The following is a 16,696-nucleotide window of genomic DNA, read 5'->3' as shown; positions in this document are numbered from 1 at the left end:
CTACAGACGCTTAATACAGGTTTGGTTCCATCTCCAGACGGACGCCAAAGCGCTCAAGAATATCGCTTTGGATTTTTTGCGCCAGCTGATGCAACTGCAGACCACTGGCCTGGCCATAGTTGACCAACACCAACGACTGAAGGCGATGCACCCCGGCGTCTCCTTCACGGTAGCCCTTCCACCCCGCCTGCTCAATCAGCCAGCCCGCAGCCAGCTTCACCAACCCGTCAGCCTGTGGATAAGCGACCAGCCCCGGATGCTGCGCACGAATTTGCTCGGCCTGTTCGCTGGCAACCACCGGGTTCTTGAAGAAGCTCCCAGCGTTGCCCAGCTCCGCCGGGTCTGGAAGTTTCTCCCGACGAATACTGCAAATCGCGTCACTGACATTCTGCGCTGTCGGCTGACTAATACCTTGTTCGCTCAGGCGTTGGCGCACGGGGCCGTAATCCAGGTGCGCGTGCATCACGCGACTCAAGGCAAAACGCACCCGCAGAATCAGCCAACGCCCTGGATGCTGTTTGAATACGCTGTCGCGGTAGGCAAACTGGCACTCGTCCAGATCGAAGTCACGCAACTCACCCGTTTGCCGGTCCAGCGCGGTGAGCCCCGCAAATACATCTTTGATCTCGACCCCATAGGCACCAATGTTCTGCATCGGCGCGGCACCAACGGTACCGGGAATCAGGCTGAGGTTCTCCAGCCCCGATAACCCCTGAGCCAGGCTCCACTGAACGAATGGATGCCAGGGCTCCCCAGCCTCGCCTTCGACGATCACCCGCTGGCCATCATCGGCCAGAATGCGTAGGCCACGGCTGGCCATGCGCATCACCAACGCCTGCACATCGCCCGTCAGCAGCAGGTTGCTGCCACCGCCGATGACCAACACCGGTACGTCCTGAGCCTTCGCCTGTGCCAGCGCCTGGCGAACATCGTCATCAGTGTGCGCTTCGGTGAAATACCGTGCCCTGACATCGATACCAAAGGTGTTGTACGGCTTGAGCGATACCTGCTCCTGCCACTGCCCGCTCATAAACGTCCCTTGAGTTCGATGACCAATCGCTGACAAGCGGCTTCGATCAGGTCAAGCACCTGCTCAAAACCTTGCTCGCCGCCGTAGTAAGGGTCCGGGACTTCATCCAGCACTCCTTCATAGCGGCGCAGGAACAAATCCAGCTCGGCTTTAGCACCGGTCGGCTGCATAGCGCGCAAATGACCAAGATTGCTCTTGTCCATTGCCAGGATCAGGTCATAGTCGTTGAAGTGCCCGGCATTTACCTGTTGGGCGCGCTGCTGCGACAGATCGTAGCCGCGCAATTGCGCGGCGCGACGAGTACGGCTGTCAGGCTGCTTGCCGACATGCCAGTCACCGGTACCGGCCGAAGCCACATCGATCAAGGCATCCAGGCCTTCAGCCCGGAGTTGGTGACGCAGCACGCCTTCAGCGGTGGGCGAGCGGCAGATGTTGCCCAGGCACACAAACAGAACCCGCATCAGGCCTCCAGAATGCGCCGTACGCGCTCCAGGTCTTCAGGGGTATCGACCCCCACCGGCGGCGCCTCAATGGCATCGGCGACATGAATACGCACGCCGTGCCAGAGCGCACGCAGTTGCTCCAACGACTCGGTTTGCTCCAACCAGCACGGGCCCCAGCCGACAAAATCCTGGAGAAAGCCGGCACGGTAGGCGTACATGCCGATATGCCGACGGTACGGCACCCCTGCAGGCAGTGTGTCACGCCCCTGCGCGAAGGCATCCCGCGCCCAGGGCAATGGCGCACGGCTGAAGGTCAAGGCCAAGCCATTGCAGTCGCTGACCACTTTGACAGCATTGGGATTGAAAACCGCCGTCACGTCACTGATCGGCTCGGCCAGCGTGGCGATCCCGGCTTCAGGATGTGCCGCCAGGTTGGCTGCCACCTGGTCAATGATAACCGGTGGAATCAGCGGCTCATCACCCTGGACATTGACGACGATGGCATCCGCCGCCAGCCCGAGCTTGGTGGCCACTTCAGCCAGGCGGTCAGTGCCAGAATCATGGTCCTTACGGGTCATCAGCACTTCAGCGCCGAACGCCTCGCATACCTGATGAATACCGGCATCATCGGTCGCAATGACTACCCGACTAGCGCTGCTCTTGCACGCCTGCTCCCAGACATGCTGAATCATTGGCTTGCCAGCGATCGGCAGCAGCGGTTTGCCCGGCAGGCGGGTGGATGCCAACCGTGCAGGAATCACCACAGTGAAAATCAGGCTCATTTTTCCAGGCGCTCTTCATCGCTCAGGGTGCGCGCTTCGCTTTCGAGCATCACCGGAATACCGTCGCGGATCGGATAAGCCAGGCCAGCGCCCTTGCTGATCAGCTCGGTCTTGTCGGCACTGAGTTTGAGCGGGCCTTTGGTAATCGGGCAGGCGAGGATGTCGAGCAATTTGGTGTCCATGAATATTCCTCAGGCCAGGGGCCGGAAAAAGTAAAGAATCAGGGCTTCGATGGCCTCTGCAACAGCCGTTCAAGCTGGCCGTCCAACCAGGCCACAAAAGCCGGTGAAGGCACAGCATCGACTGCCAGGTACCACCAGTCATCCGCTGCAAAGGCACGGCATTTGACGGCGTCCTTTTCGGTCATGATTAGCGGCAGTGCCGGGCTGAAGCTCAGGGCTCGCGCACTGTACTCGGCATGATCGGCAAAAGGATGCGGCACAGGCCGCCATTTTAGCTCCAGCAGGGTGTTGAAGAAACGTTGTGGGTTACCGATGCCGGCCACGGCATGCACCGACTGGTCGGCAGGGAAATGCTCCAGGCTTACACGCTCAGCACTGCGCAGGTTGACCAGTGCGGTAGGTTTGAGGGTAAACGCATAACCGTCGTCACGGTCAGCCACGGCGCCGTTGTACAGCAGCGCATCGACCGCCTGTAAGCGCTCCACCGGCTCACGCAGCGGCCCGGCTGGCAGGCAACGGCGATTACCCAAGCCGCGAGCAGCATCGATCAAGACCAGCTCAAGATCGCGTGCCAGACGATAATGCTGCATACCGTCATCACAGAGAATCAGATCGAGCGTTTCAGAGGCCAACAATGCCTGAACCGCACGAGAGCGGTCGGGGTCAATCATCAATGGCACACCGCTGCGCTGCACGATCAACAGAGGTTCATCACCAGCCTCGGCTGCACTCTGATCAGCGCGAACCCGCCAGGGCAAATGTGGCGGCTTGGCGCCGTAACCACGACTGACCACACCAACACGCAGGCCTTGCTGACGGCAATGCTCGATCAGCCAGAGGATCATCGGCGTCTTGCCAGTCCCCCCCACCGTGATGTTGCCAACCACGATCACCGGCACCGGTGCGCGGTAACTGGCGCTCTCCCCGCTCAGAAAACGCGCGCGCTTGCGCAGCACTACCCGGCGATAGAGGGCTTCGAGCGGGCGTAACAGCGCCAGTGCCGGATGCCCGGTGTACCAGGCCTTGAGCAAACGATCAGCCAAGGCCATCAAGGTGTCCCCTGAGCCGCCTCGACCGTGGTCATGCGCAACTGGCTGAAACCGAGCTTACCGGCCGCATCCATGGCAGTGACCACCGCCTGGTGCGGGGTTTTGCCGTCGGCGCTGATCGACAACGGCAGTTTGGTATCTCCGGCAGATTCTTTCTGCAGGGCTTCGATCAAGGTGGCCAGATCGCTCTTGGGCAACAGGTTGTTGTTCAACGAATAAACGCCATCGGCGCTGATGGTGATTTCCAGTTGCTTGACTTCGCTGTCAGGGGCTGGCGCACCGCTGACCGACTCTGGCAACTCGACCCGCAACTGAGTTTCCCGGGTAAACGTGGTGGTCACCACGAAAAACAGCAGCAGAATGAATACCACGTCGATCAGTGACGCCAGGTTGATGTCCACGGTCTCCCGTGGCTTGCGCCGGAATTTCACGCCTTGCCCTCGGCCAGGTCAACATCACGGTCGCCCTGTACCACTTCAACCAGTTTGATCGCCTCTTGCTCCATACCAACGACCAGCTCGTCGATGCGGCGTTGCAAGAAGCGGTGGAAGAACACCGACGGGATGCCCACCATCAAGCCAGCGGCGGTGGTGATCAGCGCTTTGGAAATACCACCGGCCAATACGGCAGCGTTGGCCGACATGCCGGTGCCCATGAAAGCACTGAAGATATCGATCATACCCAGCACGGTACCGAGCAAACCAAGCAATGGCGCCATCGCCGCGATGGTGCCCAGCGCATTGATATAACGCTCCAGCTCATGAATGACCCGAGCCGCAGCCTCTTCAATGCACTCTTTCATGATCTCGCGGCCATGGCGCGAGTTAGCCAGGCCGGCTGCCAGGATCTCGCCCAGCGGCGAATCGGCGCGCAAGGCCTTGAGCTTGTCACTGGTCAGTTGTTTGTCCTTGATCCACAGCCACACCTGCCCCAGCAGATGCGGTGGGGTGACCCGGCTGGCGCGCAAGGTCCAGAGACGCTCGGCGACGATAGCCATGGCAGCGATGGAGCTCAGAATGATCGGCAGCATCATCCAACCACCGGACTTGACCAATTCCCACACAGTTAGCATCCCCTTGAAAAAGTCCGCCACTCTACCATAGGACCCTTGGGCACTCATCTGCCGAAGGTCGTCAACTGGGGTCACGCCAGAAGCGCTGCAGGCTACGCTGGCCCTGCGGCTCGCCGAAAGCCCCCAGGCGCAGACGCAACGCACCCTGCTCAGCGCTGTCGAACACCTCGATACCATTAGTCCGGTAACGCTCCAGCACCTCGGCGTGCGGATGCCCGAAGGCGTTGTAGCGGCCACGTGAGAGCAGCACACCACGGGGAGCCGTCGCCGTCAGCAACGCCTGGCTGGATGAGGTACGGCTGCCATGGTGCGGGGCTTGTAGCCAGTCCACTTGAGTGGCCTGCCAGTCCTTGAGCCATGCCCGTTCGCCTCTGGCATCCAGGTCACCGGTGAGCAGCAAGCGCTCGCCCGCAGCCTCCACCAGCAACACACAAGAGCCCTGGTTGCTATCGCCAGCCCCCTGCCACTGCCAGACAGAAAAGCCAACGCCATCCCAGTGCCAACGCTCGCCACTGACACACGGTTGCGCTTGCAACGCGGACGCCAGCTTCCCAGCTTCGCCACCACGCACCTGACGCACCGACAAACCACGTTTGAGTGCTAATGCACCGCCTGCGTGGTCGGCGTCCGCATGGCTCAAAAGCATCAGATCGACCTCTTTGACGCCCAGTTTGTGCAAGGTCGGCAGCACCACCCGCTCTCCCAGGTCATGGTCGCCAAGCGCAGGTCCGGTGTCATACAACAGGGTGTGCTGGCGGGTCTGCAACACAAACGCCAGCCCCTGCCCCACATCCAGTTGCCACACCTCCACCTGGCCGTGAGGGATCCGCTCTCGAGGGGCGAATACCGCCAACAGCAACACCGGCCAGCCCAGTGCACGCATCGGCAATCCCGCAGGCAGCAACAGCAAGAAAACCCCCAGGCACAGCATCAGCCAGACGAGCCAGGGCAGCGACGCCGGCGTCCAAGCAGGCTGCCACTGCGCCAGGTACGCCAGCAGGCTGAACAAACCTTCAAGCATCCCGCCCGCCAGCCAGAGTCCCCCTTGTCCGAGCATCGGCACTGGCAGCAACAGCGTGCCCAGCAATGCCAGCGGCAATATCGCCAGGCTCAACCACGGCACTGCAATGAGGTTGGCCAGCGGCGCACTGAGGCTGACAGGCAAACCCAGCGCCATCAGCACCGGTAACAATCCCACGGCAATCAATCCCTGCGCCCGCCCCCACGCCCGCAAGGGGTGCCAGCCACCCAAGCGACCGCTAAAGGCGAACAACAACACCGCAACCGCGCTGAATGACAACCAGAAGCCCGGCAGCAGACTGGCCAACGGCTCCCATACCAGCACCGCAATGAGCGCAAACAGCAAGGGGACCCCTACCCCTAGGTGGCGATAGCGCAAGCGCCACAGCAACACCACCGCCAACATCACGCACGCCCGTTGTACAGGCACCTGAAATCCGGCCAACATGCCGTAAGCCAAGGCAGCCAGGAAGGCTGCTGCGCACGCCCAAGGCAGCCAAGGCAAGGCCTGAGGCCAAACACCCAAGCGTGCCAGGCCTGCAATCAACCCGTACACCAGGCCGGCCAACAGACCGATGTGCTGCCCGGAGATGACCAGCAAATGCACCGTGCCGGTCGCCTGCAGCGCTTGCCAGCTGTCGCGGCTCAGCCCGCCACCATCGCCCAGCACCAGCGCGACCAGCTCGGCCTCCCGCCCCTGCGCATCCACACTCAACACACGTTGACGCACAGCATCGCGCCAGGCGCCCTGAGCAGGCGCTTGCAGCGTGCCGGCCTTGACGCTGCCGGTAGCGCCAATTCGGCGAGCCAGCAAGGCCGCCTCACGGTCCGGGCCATGCGGGTTGAGCAGACCATGCGGACGTTTGAGGGTCACCGCCAGCCGCCAGCGTTCACCGCTGTTAACCGCAGGCCCGCCGAACCAACTGAGCTGCATGCGTTGCGGCAGCTCGGCGCGGCGCGACTGCGGCGCATCGAGTTCAAACTGCACGGATCGGCCATTGTGCCGGGGCAAACCGACCACCCGCCCTTCCAACCACAGGGTGCGCCCATCGAGCGCAGGTGCCAGGCGATCTTCCAGCGCTTGCTGCGCCGACAGGCTCGCCCAGCTCAAACCCAATAGAAACAGACCCAGCACACGGCTGCGCCACAGCAGGCTAATCAACCCGGCAAGGGCCAACAACACGATCATCCCGACCGATGGCAGTACCGGTAAAACACGCAGGCTCAGCAAGCCCAGTGCCAGCGCCAACATCCCTGTGCGCATGGTTTACAGCTCCAGAAGCTTTTCACTCCCTGAGGCTTAGATCAGGACGGGCAGCCCCTCTCTCAATAATTGTCACAAAGTCTGTAATGGGGGCTTTTTAGATTCAGTGCATACTTGCCCCCTTCACCCAGTCGAGAGCCTACATGCCGCGTCGTCTCTTTAAACGCTACATGCCCGATCCGACCAGCATCAGGGAACACAAATCCTTACGCTTTCTCGGCCGGCTGCTGCACGACCCGAACCTCTGGCACCTGAATCGACATTCGGTGGCGCGAGCAATGGCCGTCGGCCTGTTCGCTGCCTTCATTCCGGTGCCGATGCAAATGCTGTTGGCCGCCAGCCTGGCGATCCTGGTGCGCGGCAATATGCCGATTGCCGTCAGCCTGGTGTGGCTGACCAACCCCTTCACCATGCCCCCGGTGTTCTACTGCACGTACCAGATGGGCGCCTGGCTGATGCAAGTCCCACCCAGAACCCTGCCAGAAGAACTGACCTTCGAATGGATCACCGGCGAGCTGGCAACACTGTGGCAGCCCTTTCTGCTCGGCTCGGTGGTGTGCGGCTTGCTGCTCGGTGCCCTGGCCTACTGCCTGACCATGCTCTACTGGCGCTGGTGGGTAGGCCGGCAATGGCACCGGCGCAAGCAAAAGCTGTCAGCTACGCATTCCTCGCCCACTGACCAGTAGGCGCACGCAACCGAAGTACAGCACCGCCGTGGCCACCAGCATGAAGGTGATGGCTACGCCGATGCGAATGTCCGACACGCCCAGAATGCCGTAGCGGAACGAGTTGACCATGTGCAGCACGGGGTTGGCCAACGACACCGTCTGCCAGAACGGCGGCAACAGGGTGATGGAATAGAACACCCCACCCAGGTAGGTCAGCGGCGTCAGGACGAAAGTCGGAATGATCGAAATATCGTCAAAGTTGCGCGCAAACACCGCGTTGATGAAACCCAGCAGCGAGAAGATCGTTGCCGTCAGCAACACCACAAGAACGGTCACCCCCAGGTGATGGACCTGCAAGTGGGTAAAGAACAGTGACAGGATGGTAACGATCACCCCCACTGCCAGCCCGCGCAATACGCCACCCAAGGTGTAGCCAATCAAAATGGTGTGAGGCGAAACCGGCGAAACCATCAATTCTTCGATCGAGCGCTGGAACTTGCTGCCGAAGAAACTCGACACCACGTTGCCGTAGGAGTTGGTGATCACCGACATCATGATCAACCCCGGCACGATGTACTCCATGTAGGTGAACCCGCCCATGTCGCCAATCTGCCGACCGATCAGGTTTCCGAAGATCACGAAATACAGCACCATGGTGATCGCCGGCGGCAGCAAGGTTTGTGGCCAGATCCGGGTGAAACGACGAACTTCGCGATAAACAATGGTATTGAGGGCAACCAGGTTGGCGCTCAGTTCCGAACTCATACCGCCACCTTCGCCAGGTTTTTCTCAACCAATGACACGAACAACTCCTCAAGGCGGTTGGTTTTATTCCGCAGGCTTTGTACTTCGATGTTCTGCAGCGCCAGCTGACTAAACAGCCCGGTGATGCCAGCCTCATTGTCCACGCCTTTATCCACTTGCACTTCCAGCGTATTTGGTGTGATCAAGCGGCACGGATAGCCGATCAGCTGCGGCGCCTGAGCCAGGTCGGCCTTGAGGTCGAGCAGGAAAGTTTCTACATGCAGCTTACCCAGCAATTCACGCATGCTGGTGTTTTCCACAATGGTGCCGTGGTCGATGATGCCGATGTGTCGGCACAACTGTTCGGCTTCTTCCAGGTAGTGGGTGGTCAGGATAATCGTGATGCCCTGCTGGTTCAGCTCAGTGAGAAAGCTCCACATCGAGCGGCGCAGTTCGATATCCACACCGGCAGTCGGCTCATCGAGAATCAGCAAACGTGGCTCGTGGATCAGCGCCCGGGCAATCATCAAGCGGCGCTTCATGCCGCCCGACAGCGAGCGCGACGGCACATCGCGCTTGTCCCACAAGCCCAGCTGAGTCAGGTATTTCTCGGCGCGCTCCTTGGCCACCTTGGCCGGGATACCGTAGTAACCGGCCTGGGTCACGACAATATCGAAGGTCTTTTCAAACTGGTTGAAGTTGAACTCCTGCGGCACCACGCCAATGCTGCGTTTAAGCGCAGCAGGCTGACGATCCAGGTCGTTGCCGAAAATACTCACGGTGCCGCTGGTCTTGTTGACCAGGGTTGAAAGAATGCCAATGGTGGTGGATTTACCGGCGCCATTGGGGCCGAGCAAGGCAAAGAAATCACCCTCGGCTACATCCAGATCAATGCCCTTGAGGGCCTGGAAACCGTTGCCGTAGGTTTTGGTTAGCTGCCTTATGGACAGAGCAGAACTCATAGCGGGTCGCGTACCAGTGTGTGGGGTTCAAGACGCGACCGGGCAGGCCGGTCGCAGTGAATATGTCCATGGTGCTTGCCCAGGCCATACAAGTACAGTCATGTGTATCGATAATAACTATCAGGCTGACCGCAATGATCAAGTCAACGCGGTCATCACCGCTGTCTGATAGGCCGGGCGCTCCTGCAGGCGCTCGTACCAGGCGCGCAGATGACGCATCTGCGGGCGTTCGATGGGCATCTCAAACCAGGCATACGCAAAGCAGCCCAGGGGGATATCGCCCATGCCAAGGGCGTCGCCCGACAGATAAGGTCGTTCAGCCAAGGCCTGATCGGCGATAGACAACAACTGCGCGCAAGTCTTGTGCGCGGCGTTGATCGCGACCCAATCCTGCTGTTCAGCCGGGGTGCGCAGAATGCCCCAGAACAGCGGCCGGAAAGGTGCGGCTAGCGACGATGTCACCCAATCCATCCACTTGTCCGCCTCTGCGCGTTGGCGCGCATCGCTGACATACCAACCCGAGTCGACCCCGTATTTGGCCGACAGGTAGCGCACAATGGCATTGGACTCCCAGAGCACCAGACCGTCGTCCTCGATCATCGGCACCAGGCCATTGGGGTTCAACGCCCGGTACTGCGCTTCGTTGACCAGACCGAAAGCACCACCGGCATTAATTGACTCATACTCAAGCCCCAACTCCTCAGCGCACCACAGTACTTTCCTGACATTGGTCGAATTCTTCCGTCCCCAGATCTTGAGCATAACGTCGTCCTGATGAATGAGCGGCCGCTCAGTCTACCCCAGACACCCGCCCTGACAATCGCCCACAGCCTGCAGCGAACTCCTGCTGCCACAGCCTGTCACTGTTCTGACAGGCCGAATACCGGAGGCCGTCTAAGCTCTGATGGATTGCAAAATGTCCTGAAGTTTCACGGAGGAATGAACATGTTGCTGTTGTGGTTAGTGGTTCTGGTGATTGGTGCAGCCTACCTCGCCCACCGACGCATCGCCGCCATCCCCGCATTGGCCCTGATTGCGGTTTACCTGGTGCTGATGGGAATTTTCAGCCATGCGCCTGGCTGGCTTCTGACACTTTTCTGGTTGGTACTGGCGGCCAAGGCCGCACTGGTCCTGCTGCCAGAACTACGCCGCAAGGTGTTCAGCGCGCCACTGTTCAGTTGGTTTAAACGCACCCTGCCGCCCATGTCACAAACCGAACGCGAAGCAATCGATGCCGGCACCGTCTGGTGGGATGGCGAGCTGTTCAGCGGGCGCCCGAACTGGAACACCTTACTGGGTTATTCCAAAGCTGAACTGACGGAGGAAGAGCAAGCCTTTATCGACGGCCCCACCGAGTCCCTCTGCGCGATGGTCAGTGACTGGCAGATTGGCCAGACACTGGACTTGCCGCCCGCGGCGTGGGAACACATCAAATCCAATGGTTTCTTTGCCCTGATCATTCCCAAGGAATACGGGGGCAAAGGCTTTTCCGCCTACGCCCACTCGCAAGTAGCGATGAAACTGGCCACCCGCAGCGGCGACCTGGCCTCCACGGTCATGGTGCCCAACTCGCTGGGCCCGGCAGAACTGCTGCTGCACTACGGTACGGACGAACAACGCCAGCACTACTTGCCACGCCTGGCGCGCGGTGAAGACATACCGTGCTTCGCCCTCACCGGCCCGCTGGCCGGCTCCGATGCAGGTGCCATGCCCGACACCGGTGTGATCTGCAAAGGCCAATGGCAAGGTGAAGAAGTGATCGGCCTGCGCCTGAACTGGGAAAAACGCTACATCACCCTCGGGCCTGTGGCGACGCTGCTGGGCCTGGCGTTCAAAGCTTACGACCCGGAGCATTTACTGGGTGAAGAAGAGGACTTGGGGATCAGCCTGGCGTTGGTCCCCACCGACACTCCTGGCGTAGACATCGGCAAGCGCCACCTGCCTATGGGCGCGGCTTTCATGAACGGCCCCAACAGCGGTAAAGACGTTTTCATCCCGCTGGACTACCTGATCGGTGGCCAGCCAATGCTGGGTAAAGGCTGGATGATGCTGATGAATTGCCTGTCGGTGGGCCGCTCGATCTCGCTGCCGGCGGTGGGCACCGGCGCAGCCAAATACACCAGCCTCGTCACCGGTCAATATGCGCGGATTCGCGAACAGTTCAACGTGCCCCTGGCCGCGTTCGAAGGTATTCAGGAGGCGCTGGCACGCATGGGCGGCAATGCCTTCCTGATGGACAGCGCGCGCCTGCTCACGACCAAAGCCGTAGACCTGGGGGAAAAGCCTTCGGTGCTTTCGGCGATCCTCAAATACCACCTCACCGAACGTGGCCGCGAATGCATCCAGCACGCCATGGATGTCCACGGCGGCAAGGCAATCATCATGGGCCCGAGCAACTATCTGGGTCGCAACTGGCAAGGTGCGCCGATTTTCATCACGGTTGAGGGCGCCAACATCCTTTCACGCAACCTGATGATCTTCGGTCAGGGCGCGATCCGCTGCCACCCTTTCGTCCTCAAGGAAATGGCCCTGGCCGCGCGCGACGATCATCACCAGGCGCTCAAGGAGTTTGACCAACTGTTGATGCAACACATTGGCTTTGCCGTAGGTAACGCCGCCAGCACATTGATCCTCGGATTGGGCCTGGGGCACTTTGAAAAAGTGCCAGGTGACGCCCTCAGCCAGGGCTACTTCCGCGCGCTCAATCGTCAGGCCGCCGCCTTCGCTCTGCTTGCGGACCTGTGCATGTTGCTACTCGGCGGTGAACTCAAACGCCGCGAACGCCTGTCAGCCCGCCTGGGGGATGCCCTGAGCCATCTCTACCTCAGCTCAGCAGCCCTCAAGCGCTATTACGACCTGAACTCGCCAGAGCACCTGCAACCACTGCTGCGCTGGGCCATGGAAGAAAGCCTGGGGCAGACTGAAAAGGCCCTGGACCGCCTGCTCGACAACTTCCCCAATCGCTTCCTGGGTTGCGCATTGCGCGTAGTGGTGTTTCCGTTCGGCCGCCGGCATACCGGCCCGAGCGACGCACTGGACGCCGAGGTAGCAGCGCTTATCGGGCGCGCCAAAGGCGACCCTGCGCTCGAAGAACTGCTTGCCGGCTGCTATCGCCCACAGGACGCTGATGACCCGGTGGGCGCCCTGCAGCATGCCTGCACCTTGCTCGACGAATGCGCGCCGCTGCATAAAAAACTGCATCAGGCACTCAAGGATGGCAAGGTCAACCCGGCACCAGGCCAATCGAGCATCGATGCGGCGCTGCAAGCAGGCGTGCTTGAGGCTACCGAAGCACAAAACCTGCACGCCGCCGAGGCGGCTCGGCGCAAAGTCATCGATGTCGATGCCTTCAGCAAGGAAGAACTGCTGGCCACCCCCGGCAAAATTCGTTAACGGTCGGGACATCGGGCGCTGGGAGCCGTATACTCCCGCGCCCGTTTTAGCCCAAGAGGATCGCCCCATGGCCACCCCACATCTGGAGTATCACCTCCTTCTGCTCGATCACCTGCGCAGCATTCTGGTTGCCTTGGGCGAAGCCGAGCAGGTTCCAGAAGAGAGCCATGCCTTGTTTCTGGAGCGATTCGACGAACTGCGGGCAGAACTGCCGATCGACCCGCTGCAAAGCCAGTACCTGGGCCAAGACCTGATGTGCCAGGTGATCCAGCGCTACCCACAGATTGCCCACCTGGTGCCACGCGACCTGTTGTGGTTCTTCGGTGGCGACTGCCTGCACTTCATGCCGGACGAGGAACTGGATATGTATCAGGCGCTGGAAGAGCGCCGCTATGAGGCCGAGCAGAACGACGAACCGTTCGACTGGAACCAGGAAAAACAACTGTTGAGCATGTCGGACGACGACAGCAAGCATTGAGCGACCAGATAGAACGGCGGGGCTGAGCGCAGCCCCTCCGGTCTTATCAGCATAAAGTGCAGACGAAAAAAAACGCCGTTCAATTGAACGGCGTTTTTTAATTTGGAGCGGGAAACGAGACTCGAACTCGCGACCCCGACCTTGGCAAGGTCGTGCTCTACCAACTGAGCTATTCCCGCAATGTGAAGCAAACCGCTGTGGTGTGAACTGCCTTGGAGCGATTCACTACCCCTGTACCGTCATGAACGCCACAGTATAAAACTGGAGCGGGAAACGAGACTCGAACTCGCGACCCCGACCTTGGCAAGGTCGTGCTCTACCAACTGAGCTATTCCCGCAATGGCGTCCCCTAGGGGACTCGAACCCCTGTTACCGCCGTGAAAGGGCGGTGTCCTAGGCCACTAGACGAAGGGGACACACTACAACTTCACTGCCTGCTGCGTTTCGCTGTGAGCTTTACGCTGCAAGTGGCGCGCATTCTATGGATGCTGAGGAAGCTCGTCAATACCTTTGTATAAATTTATTTAAATCAATGACTTCCACCGCAGAAAAACGCACAACCCAAGCTTGGTATCCGCATTAAACGGTACCCCCCAATCCGCATACACGGATATGGGGGCCCCACTTACATCTGCAAGCTGAGCCATCTCGCCACTGGGCACATATAGGTTATGAATTTCCCGCAGTTGATGGCCAGTGCATCTGCGCCCCCCTTCACGATGCTTAAGCGCGGGCATAGCTTGGCAGCCGACGGCTACCATTGATTTCGCATCGGAAACAGTTGAAAACTGCACTAAGGCCAGTAGACATGGCCGTATGGAGAGGAATTTCAGGCACAAAAAAAGAGGCGCTAGGCCTCTTTTTTGATCGGCTTGCACCGATAGAATTTGGAGCGGGAAACGAGACTCGAACTCGCGACCCCGACCTTGGCAAGGTCGTGCTCTACCAACTGAGCTATTCCCGCATTGGCGTCCCCTAGGGGACTCGAACCCCTGTTACCGCCGTGAAAGGGCGGTGTCCTAGGCCACTAGACGAAGGGGACACACTACAACATTCACTCCCTGCCGCGTTTCGCTGTGTGCTTTACGCTGCAAGTGGCGCGCATTCTAGGGGGGCTTTTCCAACCCGTCAACCCCTCTCGATAATTTTATTTAAATCAATGACTTCCCGATGCTTTGTGTGGCTCAAGAACATGACCGGCGCCTGGTCCTTGACGTTTATTTTTTGGCACTCGCCCGTGCTGAAACCCAATGACTACGGTGCGATACCAGCAAAAGGCCACCTAACGCCTTCTGGTAACCGCTAAACAGCTCTATCCGGCAAAAAGCTAAGCCACTACACTCAAACGGTAAATCATCCTGTATGAGGCGTTAACGGTGACACCACTAATGATCACCCTGCTTATCGTGGCGGGGATCGCGTTGTTGATTGTGATCGGCTACCTGAACAATGTGGTCGAAAACAACAAGCTCGAGCGTGCCCGGCTGAAGATCGAATTGGCCGACCGCTTGCGTCGCTGTGGCGAGATCACCGAAACCTTCCCCGGCCAATTGATGACCCCAGCCTTGAAGCTGCTGTTAACCCGCCTCGAACTCAACCTCAACCAGCGTCAACTGGCGCTGGATAAGAACAACCGTGATATCCGTGCACGCATTGCCGAGCTTGAAGGCCTGATTGCCCAGGGTGAAGCGCTGCCGGTGAACAACCCGCCTGCACCGATCCAGACCGAAGCCCGGGCCAAGGATGTACGCTTCCTGCTTGAAGGTATGCACAACCAGATCACCCGCGCGGCCCATGAGGGCTTTCTGCCCACTAATGAAGCCAAACACTGGGTCAAAGAGATCCGCCATATTCTGGTACTGCTGCACATCGAGTTTTTCAACAACCTCGGCCAGCAAGCCCTACAGCAAAACCAGCCTGGGCATGCGCGCCTGGCCTTTGAGCGTGGTGTTCAGTACTTGCGCAAACAACAGGACCCAACGGTATACCGCGAGCAGCTTGAGTACCTGGAAAAGCTGCTGGCCCGGGCCAACGCTCAAGTGCTGAGCCAGTTGGAGCCTGCCGAAGACGAGGTCAATGAGCTGACCGAAGGCCTGAAGACCGATGGCAGTGAAGACTGGAAGAAAAAAGTCATTTATGACTGAGGCTGTTTGAGAGTATCGCGGGGCAAGCCCGCTCCCACAGGATTACATCAAACCGGTGGGAGCGGGCTGGCCCCGCGATCGATTTCAGCAGTCAGTCAAACGCAAAAAGATCGCTGCCAAACGTTCCAGGCCTTCCTGATCCGCCTCACTGAAGCGCGCCAGTTTCGGGCTGTCCAAGTCCAGCACACCAATCAATCGCCCCTCCTTGATCAACGGAATTACCAACTCACTGTTCGAGGCGCTGTCGCAAGCAATGTGCCCTGGGAACGCATGCACATCCTCAACACGCTGAGTTTCCCGGCTCGCCGCCGCCGCACCGCACACCCCGCGCCCGAAGGCGATCCGCACACAGGCAACCTGGCCCTGGAACGGGCCCAGCACCAACTCTTCATTGCGGTTCAAGTAAAAGCCCGCCCAGTTCAGGTCTTCGACCTGACTGTAGAGAAACGCCGAAAACTGTGCCGCATTGGCAATGAAATCGCGCTCATCGGCGAACAAAGCTTCCAGCTGTGCCGCCAGCAGGCCGTAGCCCTCAAGGCCTGCGCCAGAAGCGTTAAGGTCGATCATCTTTTTTGCTCCAACAGTTGCAGTCCAACCCAATAGCGGGCGAACTGATAGGCACAACGGCCATTACGGTTGCCGCGACCAGTAGCCCAGCGCACCGCGAGAATATCCAGCGCTTCATCCCGCTGCCAGGCCAGCCCGGCAGTGGCGGCCAACTGACCAATCCAGTGTTCCACGACATTGAGGAAGTGGTCCTGAGTAAAGGGATAAAACGACAGCCACAGGCCGAAACGATCAGACAGGGCAATCTTGTCTTCTACTGCTTCATTGGGGTGCAGTTCACCGTCCACCATTTTCCAGTTTTCGTTGTCGCTCTGTTTTTCCGGCACCAGGTGCCGACGGTTCGAAGTGGCGTATAGCAGTACGTTGTCTGGCGCTTGCTCAAGCGAGCCATCGAGCACACTCTTGAGCACCCGGTAGTCGCCCTCCCCGGCCTCGAACGACAGGTCATCACAAAACAGCACAAAGCGCTGCGGGAGTTTGCTCAGTTGCTCCACCACCCGCGGCAGGTCGGCCAAGTGGTCGCGCTCAATCTCGATCAAACGCAGGCCCGCTGCGGCATGTTCAGCCAGCAACGCGCGCACCAGCGACGACTTGCCGGTACCCCGCGAGCCCCACAGCAGCGCGTGGTTGGCCGGCATGCCATCGAGGAACTGGCGTGTGTTGCGCCCCAGTTGTTCACGCTGCTGGTCAACCCCGATCAGGTCCGACAGGCGCATGTCGAGGCTGACCTCCAGCGGCAACAGAAAGCCACTGCGGCCATCACGTTGCCAGCGCGCAGCAAGGCAGTGGCTCCAGTCGATCTGCGGGCGTGGTGCGGGCAACAGTGGTTCAAGACGAGCGAGCACGGTTTCGGCACGCTCAAGAAAAGCATTCAAACGAGAGTCCACAACGATTCCTC

At 59.7% G+C, this 16,696-nt stretch carries 17 protein-coding genes and 5 tRNA genes; 4 read left to right on the top strand and 18 right to left on the bottom strand.

The window, feature by feature from the left end; all coding sequences use genetic code 11:
- Positions 1 to 10 precede the first annotated feature (10 nt).
- From murB to E1573_RS04075, 8 genes are all read right to left on the bottom strand, one after another.
- Complete coding sequence (gene murB, locus E1573_RS04110) at positions 11 to 1,030, bottom strand: UDP-N-acetylmuramate dehydrogenase (protein ID WP_133210897.1); 1,020 nt, start codon at positions 1,028 to 1,030, stop codon at positions 11 to 13.
- On the bottom strand, positions 1,027 to 1,491 hold the full coding sequence (locus E1573_RS04105; protein WP_133210895.1) for a low molecular weight protein-tyrosine-phosphatase: 465 nt from the start codon (positions 1,489 to 1,491) through the stop codon (positions 1,027 to 1,029). Before E1573_RS04105 ends, murB begins: the two co-directional genes overlap by 4 nt.
- Positions 1,491 to 2,255 (bottom strand): 3-deoxy-manno-octulosonate cytidylyltransferase, encoded by a 765-nt coding sequence (gene kdsB / locus E1573_RS04100; protein WP_133210893.1) that lies wholly within the window; start codon positions 2,253 to 2,255, stop codon positions 1,491 to 1,493. The genes E1573_RS04105 and kdsB overlap by 1 nt, the downstream gene beginning before the upstream one ends.
- Positions 2,252 to 2,437 carry a Trm112 family protein gene (locus tag E1573_RS04095; RefSeq protein ID WP_133210891.1) on the bottom strand — a complete coding sequence of 62 codons (186 nt, stop codon included), beginning with the start codon at positions 2,435 to 2,437 and terminating at the stop codon, positions 2,252 to 2,254. The genes kdsB and E1573_RS04095 overlap by 4 nt, the downstream gene beginning before the upstream one ends.
- Positions 2,438 to 2,475: 38 nt before the next feature.
- Positions 2,476 to 3,486 (bottom strand): tetraacyldisaccharide 4'-kinase, encoded by a 1,011-nt coding sequence (gene lpxK / locus E1573_RS04090; protein ID WP_133210889.1) that lies wholly within the window; start codon positions 3,484 to 3,486, stop codon positions 2,476 to 2,478.
- Positions 3,486 to 3,917, bottom strand: a complete 432-nt coding sequence (locus E1573_RS04085) for a biopolymer transporter ExbD (protein WP_133210887.1) — start codon at positions 3,915 to 3,917, stop codon at positions 3,486 to 3,488. The genes lpxK and E1573_RS04085 overlap by 1 nt, the downstream gene beginning before the upstream one ends.
- Positions 3,914 to 4,549 (bottom strand): MotA/TolQ/ExbB proton channel family protein, encoded by a 636-nt coding sequence (locus E1573_RS04080; protein WP_165957292.1) that lies wholly within the window; start codon positions 4,547 to 4,549, stop codon positions 3,914 to 3,916. Before E1573_RS04080 ends, E1573_RS04085 begins: the two co-directional genes overlap by 4 nt.
- 70 nt (positions 4,550 to 4,619) lie before the next feature.
- A complete protein-coding gene (locus E1573_RS04075; RefSeq protein ID WP_133210885.1) occupies positions 4,620 to 6,842 on the bottom strand; it encodes a DNA internalization-related competence protein ComEC/Rec2 in 2,223 nt (740 codons plus the stop codon).
- 143 nt (positions 6,843 to 6,985) lie between these two features.
- Between E1573_RS04075 and E1573_RS04070 the strand changes: the two genes are divergently transcribed.
- Positions 6,986 to 7,528, top strand: a complete 543-nt coding sequence (locus E1573_RS04070) for a DUF2062 domain-containing protein (RefSeq protein ID WP_133210883.1) — start codon at positions 6,986 to 6,988, stop codon at positions 7,526 to 7,528.
- Here the strand turns inward: E1573_RS04070 and E1573_RS04065 are convergent.
- The 3 genes from E1573_RS04065 to E1573_RS04055 all read right to left on the bottom strand — a co-directional run bounded on the left by E1573_RS04065 (position 7,496) and on the right by E1573_RS04055 (position 9,978).
- Positions 7,496 to 8,275 carry an ABC transporter permease gene (locus E1573_RS04065; protein ID WP_133210881.1) on the bottom strand — a complete coding sequence of 260 codons (780 nt, stop codon included), beginning with the start codon at positions 8,273 to 8,275 and terminating at the stop codon, positions 7,496 to 7,498. The two genes, E1573_RS04070 and E1573_RS04065, sit on opposite strands and share 33 nt — an antisense overlap.
- On the bottom strand, positions 8,272 to 9,216 hold the full coding sequence (locus E1573_RS04060) for an ABC transporter ATP-binding protein (RefSeq protein ID WP_133210879.1): 945 nt from the start codon (positions 9,214 to 9,216) through the stop codon (positions 8,272 to 8,274). The genes E1573_RS04065 and E1573_RS04060 overlap by 4 nt, the downstream gene beginning before the upstream one ends.
- Before the next feature lie 138 nt (positions 9,217 to 9,354).
- Complete coding sequence (locus E1573_RS04055) at positions 9,355 to 9,978, bottom strand: glutathione S-transferase family protein (RefSeq protein ID WP_133210877.1); 624 nt, start codon at positions 9,976 to 9,978, stop codon at positions 9,355 to 9,357.
- Positions 9,979 to 10,161: 183 nt separating this feature from the next.
- On the opposite strand from E1573_RS04055, the gene E1573_RS04050 reads away from it, so the two are divergent.
- Together E1573_RS04050 and E1573_RS04045 are read left to right on the top strand one after the other, a co-directional pair.
- Positions 10,162 to 12,609: an acyl-CoA dehydrogenase gene (locus tag E1573_RS04050; protein WP_133210875.1), complete on the top strand. Its 2,448-nt coding sequence runs from the start codon at positions 10,162 to 10,164 to the stop codon at positions 12,607 to 12,609.
- Positions 12,610 to 12,676: 67 nt separating this feature from the next.
- Positions 12,677 to 13,087, top strand: a complete 411-nt coding sequence (locus E1573_RS04045; RefSeq protein ID WP_133210873.1) for a PA2817 family protein — start codon at positions 12,677 to 12,679, stop codon at positions 13,085 to 13,087.
- 103 nt (positions 13,088 to 13,190) lie between these two features.
- Here the strand turns inward: E1573_RS04045 and E1573_RS04040 are convergent.
- The 5 genes from E1573_RS04040 to E1573_RS04020 all read right to left on the bottom strand — a co-directional run bounded on the left by E1573_RS04040 (position 13,191) and on the right by E1573_RS04020 (position 14,129).
- Positions 13,191 to 13,266: transfer RNA gene (locus E1573_RS04040), tRNA-Gly, on the bottom strand.
- 83 nt (positions 13,267 to 13,349) lie between these two features.
- A tRNA-Gly gene (locus tag E1573_RS04035) sits at positions 13,350 to 13,425 on the bottom strand.
- A gap of 2 nt (positions 13,426 to 13,427) precedes the next feature.
- Positions 13,428 to 13,503 (bottom strand) — tRNA-Glu (locus E1573_RS04030).
- A gap of 472 nt (positions 13,504 to 13,975) precedes the next feature.
- A tRNA-Gly gene (locus E1573_RS04025) sits at positions 13,976 to 14,051 on the bottom strand.
- Positions 14,052 to 14,053: 2 nt separating this feature from the next.
- Positions 14,054 to 14,129, bottom strand: a tRNA-Glu gene (locus tag E1573_RS04020).
- A 334-nt stretch (positions 14,130 to 14,463) separates the two neighbouring features.
- Between E1573_RS04020 and E1573_RS04015 the strand changes: the two genes are divergently transcribed.
- A complete protein-coding gene (locus E1573_RS04015) occupies positions 14,464 to 15,231 on the top strand; it encodes a hypothetical protein (protein WP_133210871.1) in 768 nt (255 codons plus the stop codon).
- Positions 15,232 to 15,315: 84 nt separating this feature from the next.
- Here the strand turns inward: E1573_RS04015 and E1573_RS04010 are convergent, their stop codons facing one another.
- Positions 15,316 to 15,798, bottom strand: coding sequence for a GAF domain-containing protein (locus E1573_RS04010; RefSeq protein ID WP_133210869.1), 483 nt, complete (start codon positions 15,796 to 15,798; stop codon positions 15,316 to 15,318).
- Positions 15,795 to 16,685, bottom strand: coding sequence for an ATP-binding protein (locus E1573_RS04005; RefSeq protein ID WP_133210867.1), 891 nt, complete (start codon positions 16,683 to 16,685; stop codon positions 15,795 to 15,797). The genes E1573_RS04010 and E1573_RS04005 overlap by 4 nt, the downstream gene beginning before the upstream one ends.
- Between the last annotated feature and the right edge of the window lie 11 nt (positions 16,686 to 16,696).

Origin of the sequence: Pseudomonas sp. H9 (assembly GCF_004353925.1) — a bacterium.
Classification (GTDB): domain Bacteria; phylum Pseudomonadota; class Gammaproteobacteria; order Pseudomonadales; family Pseudomonadaceae; genus Aquipseudomonas.
Note: the sequence above shows the minus strand (reverse complement) of the source record. Positions and strands in the feature narration are given on the sequence as shown.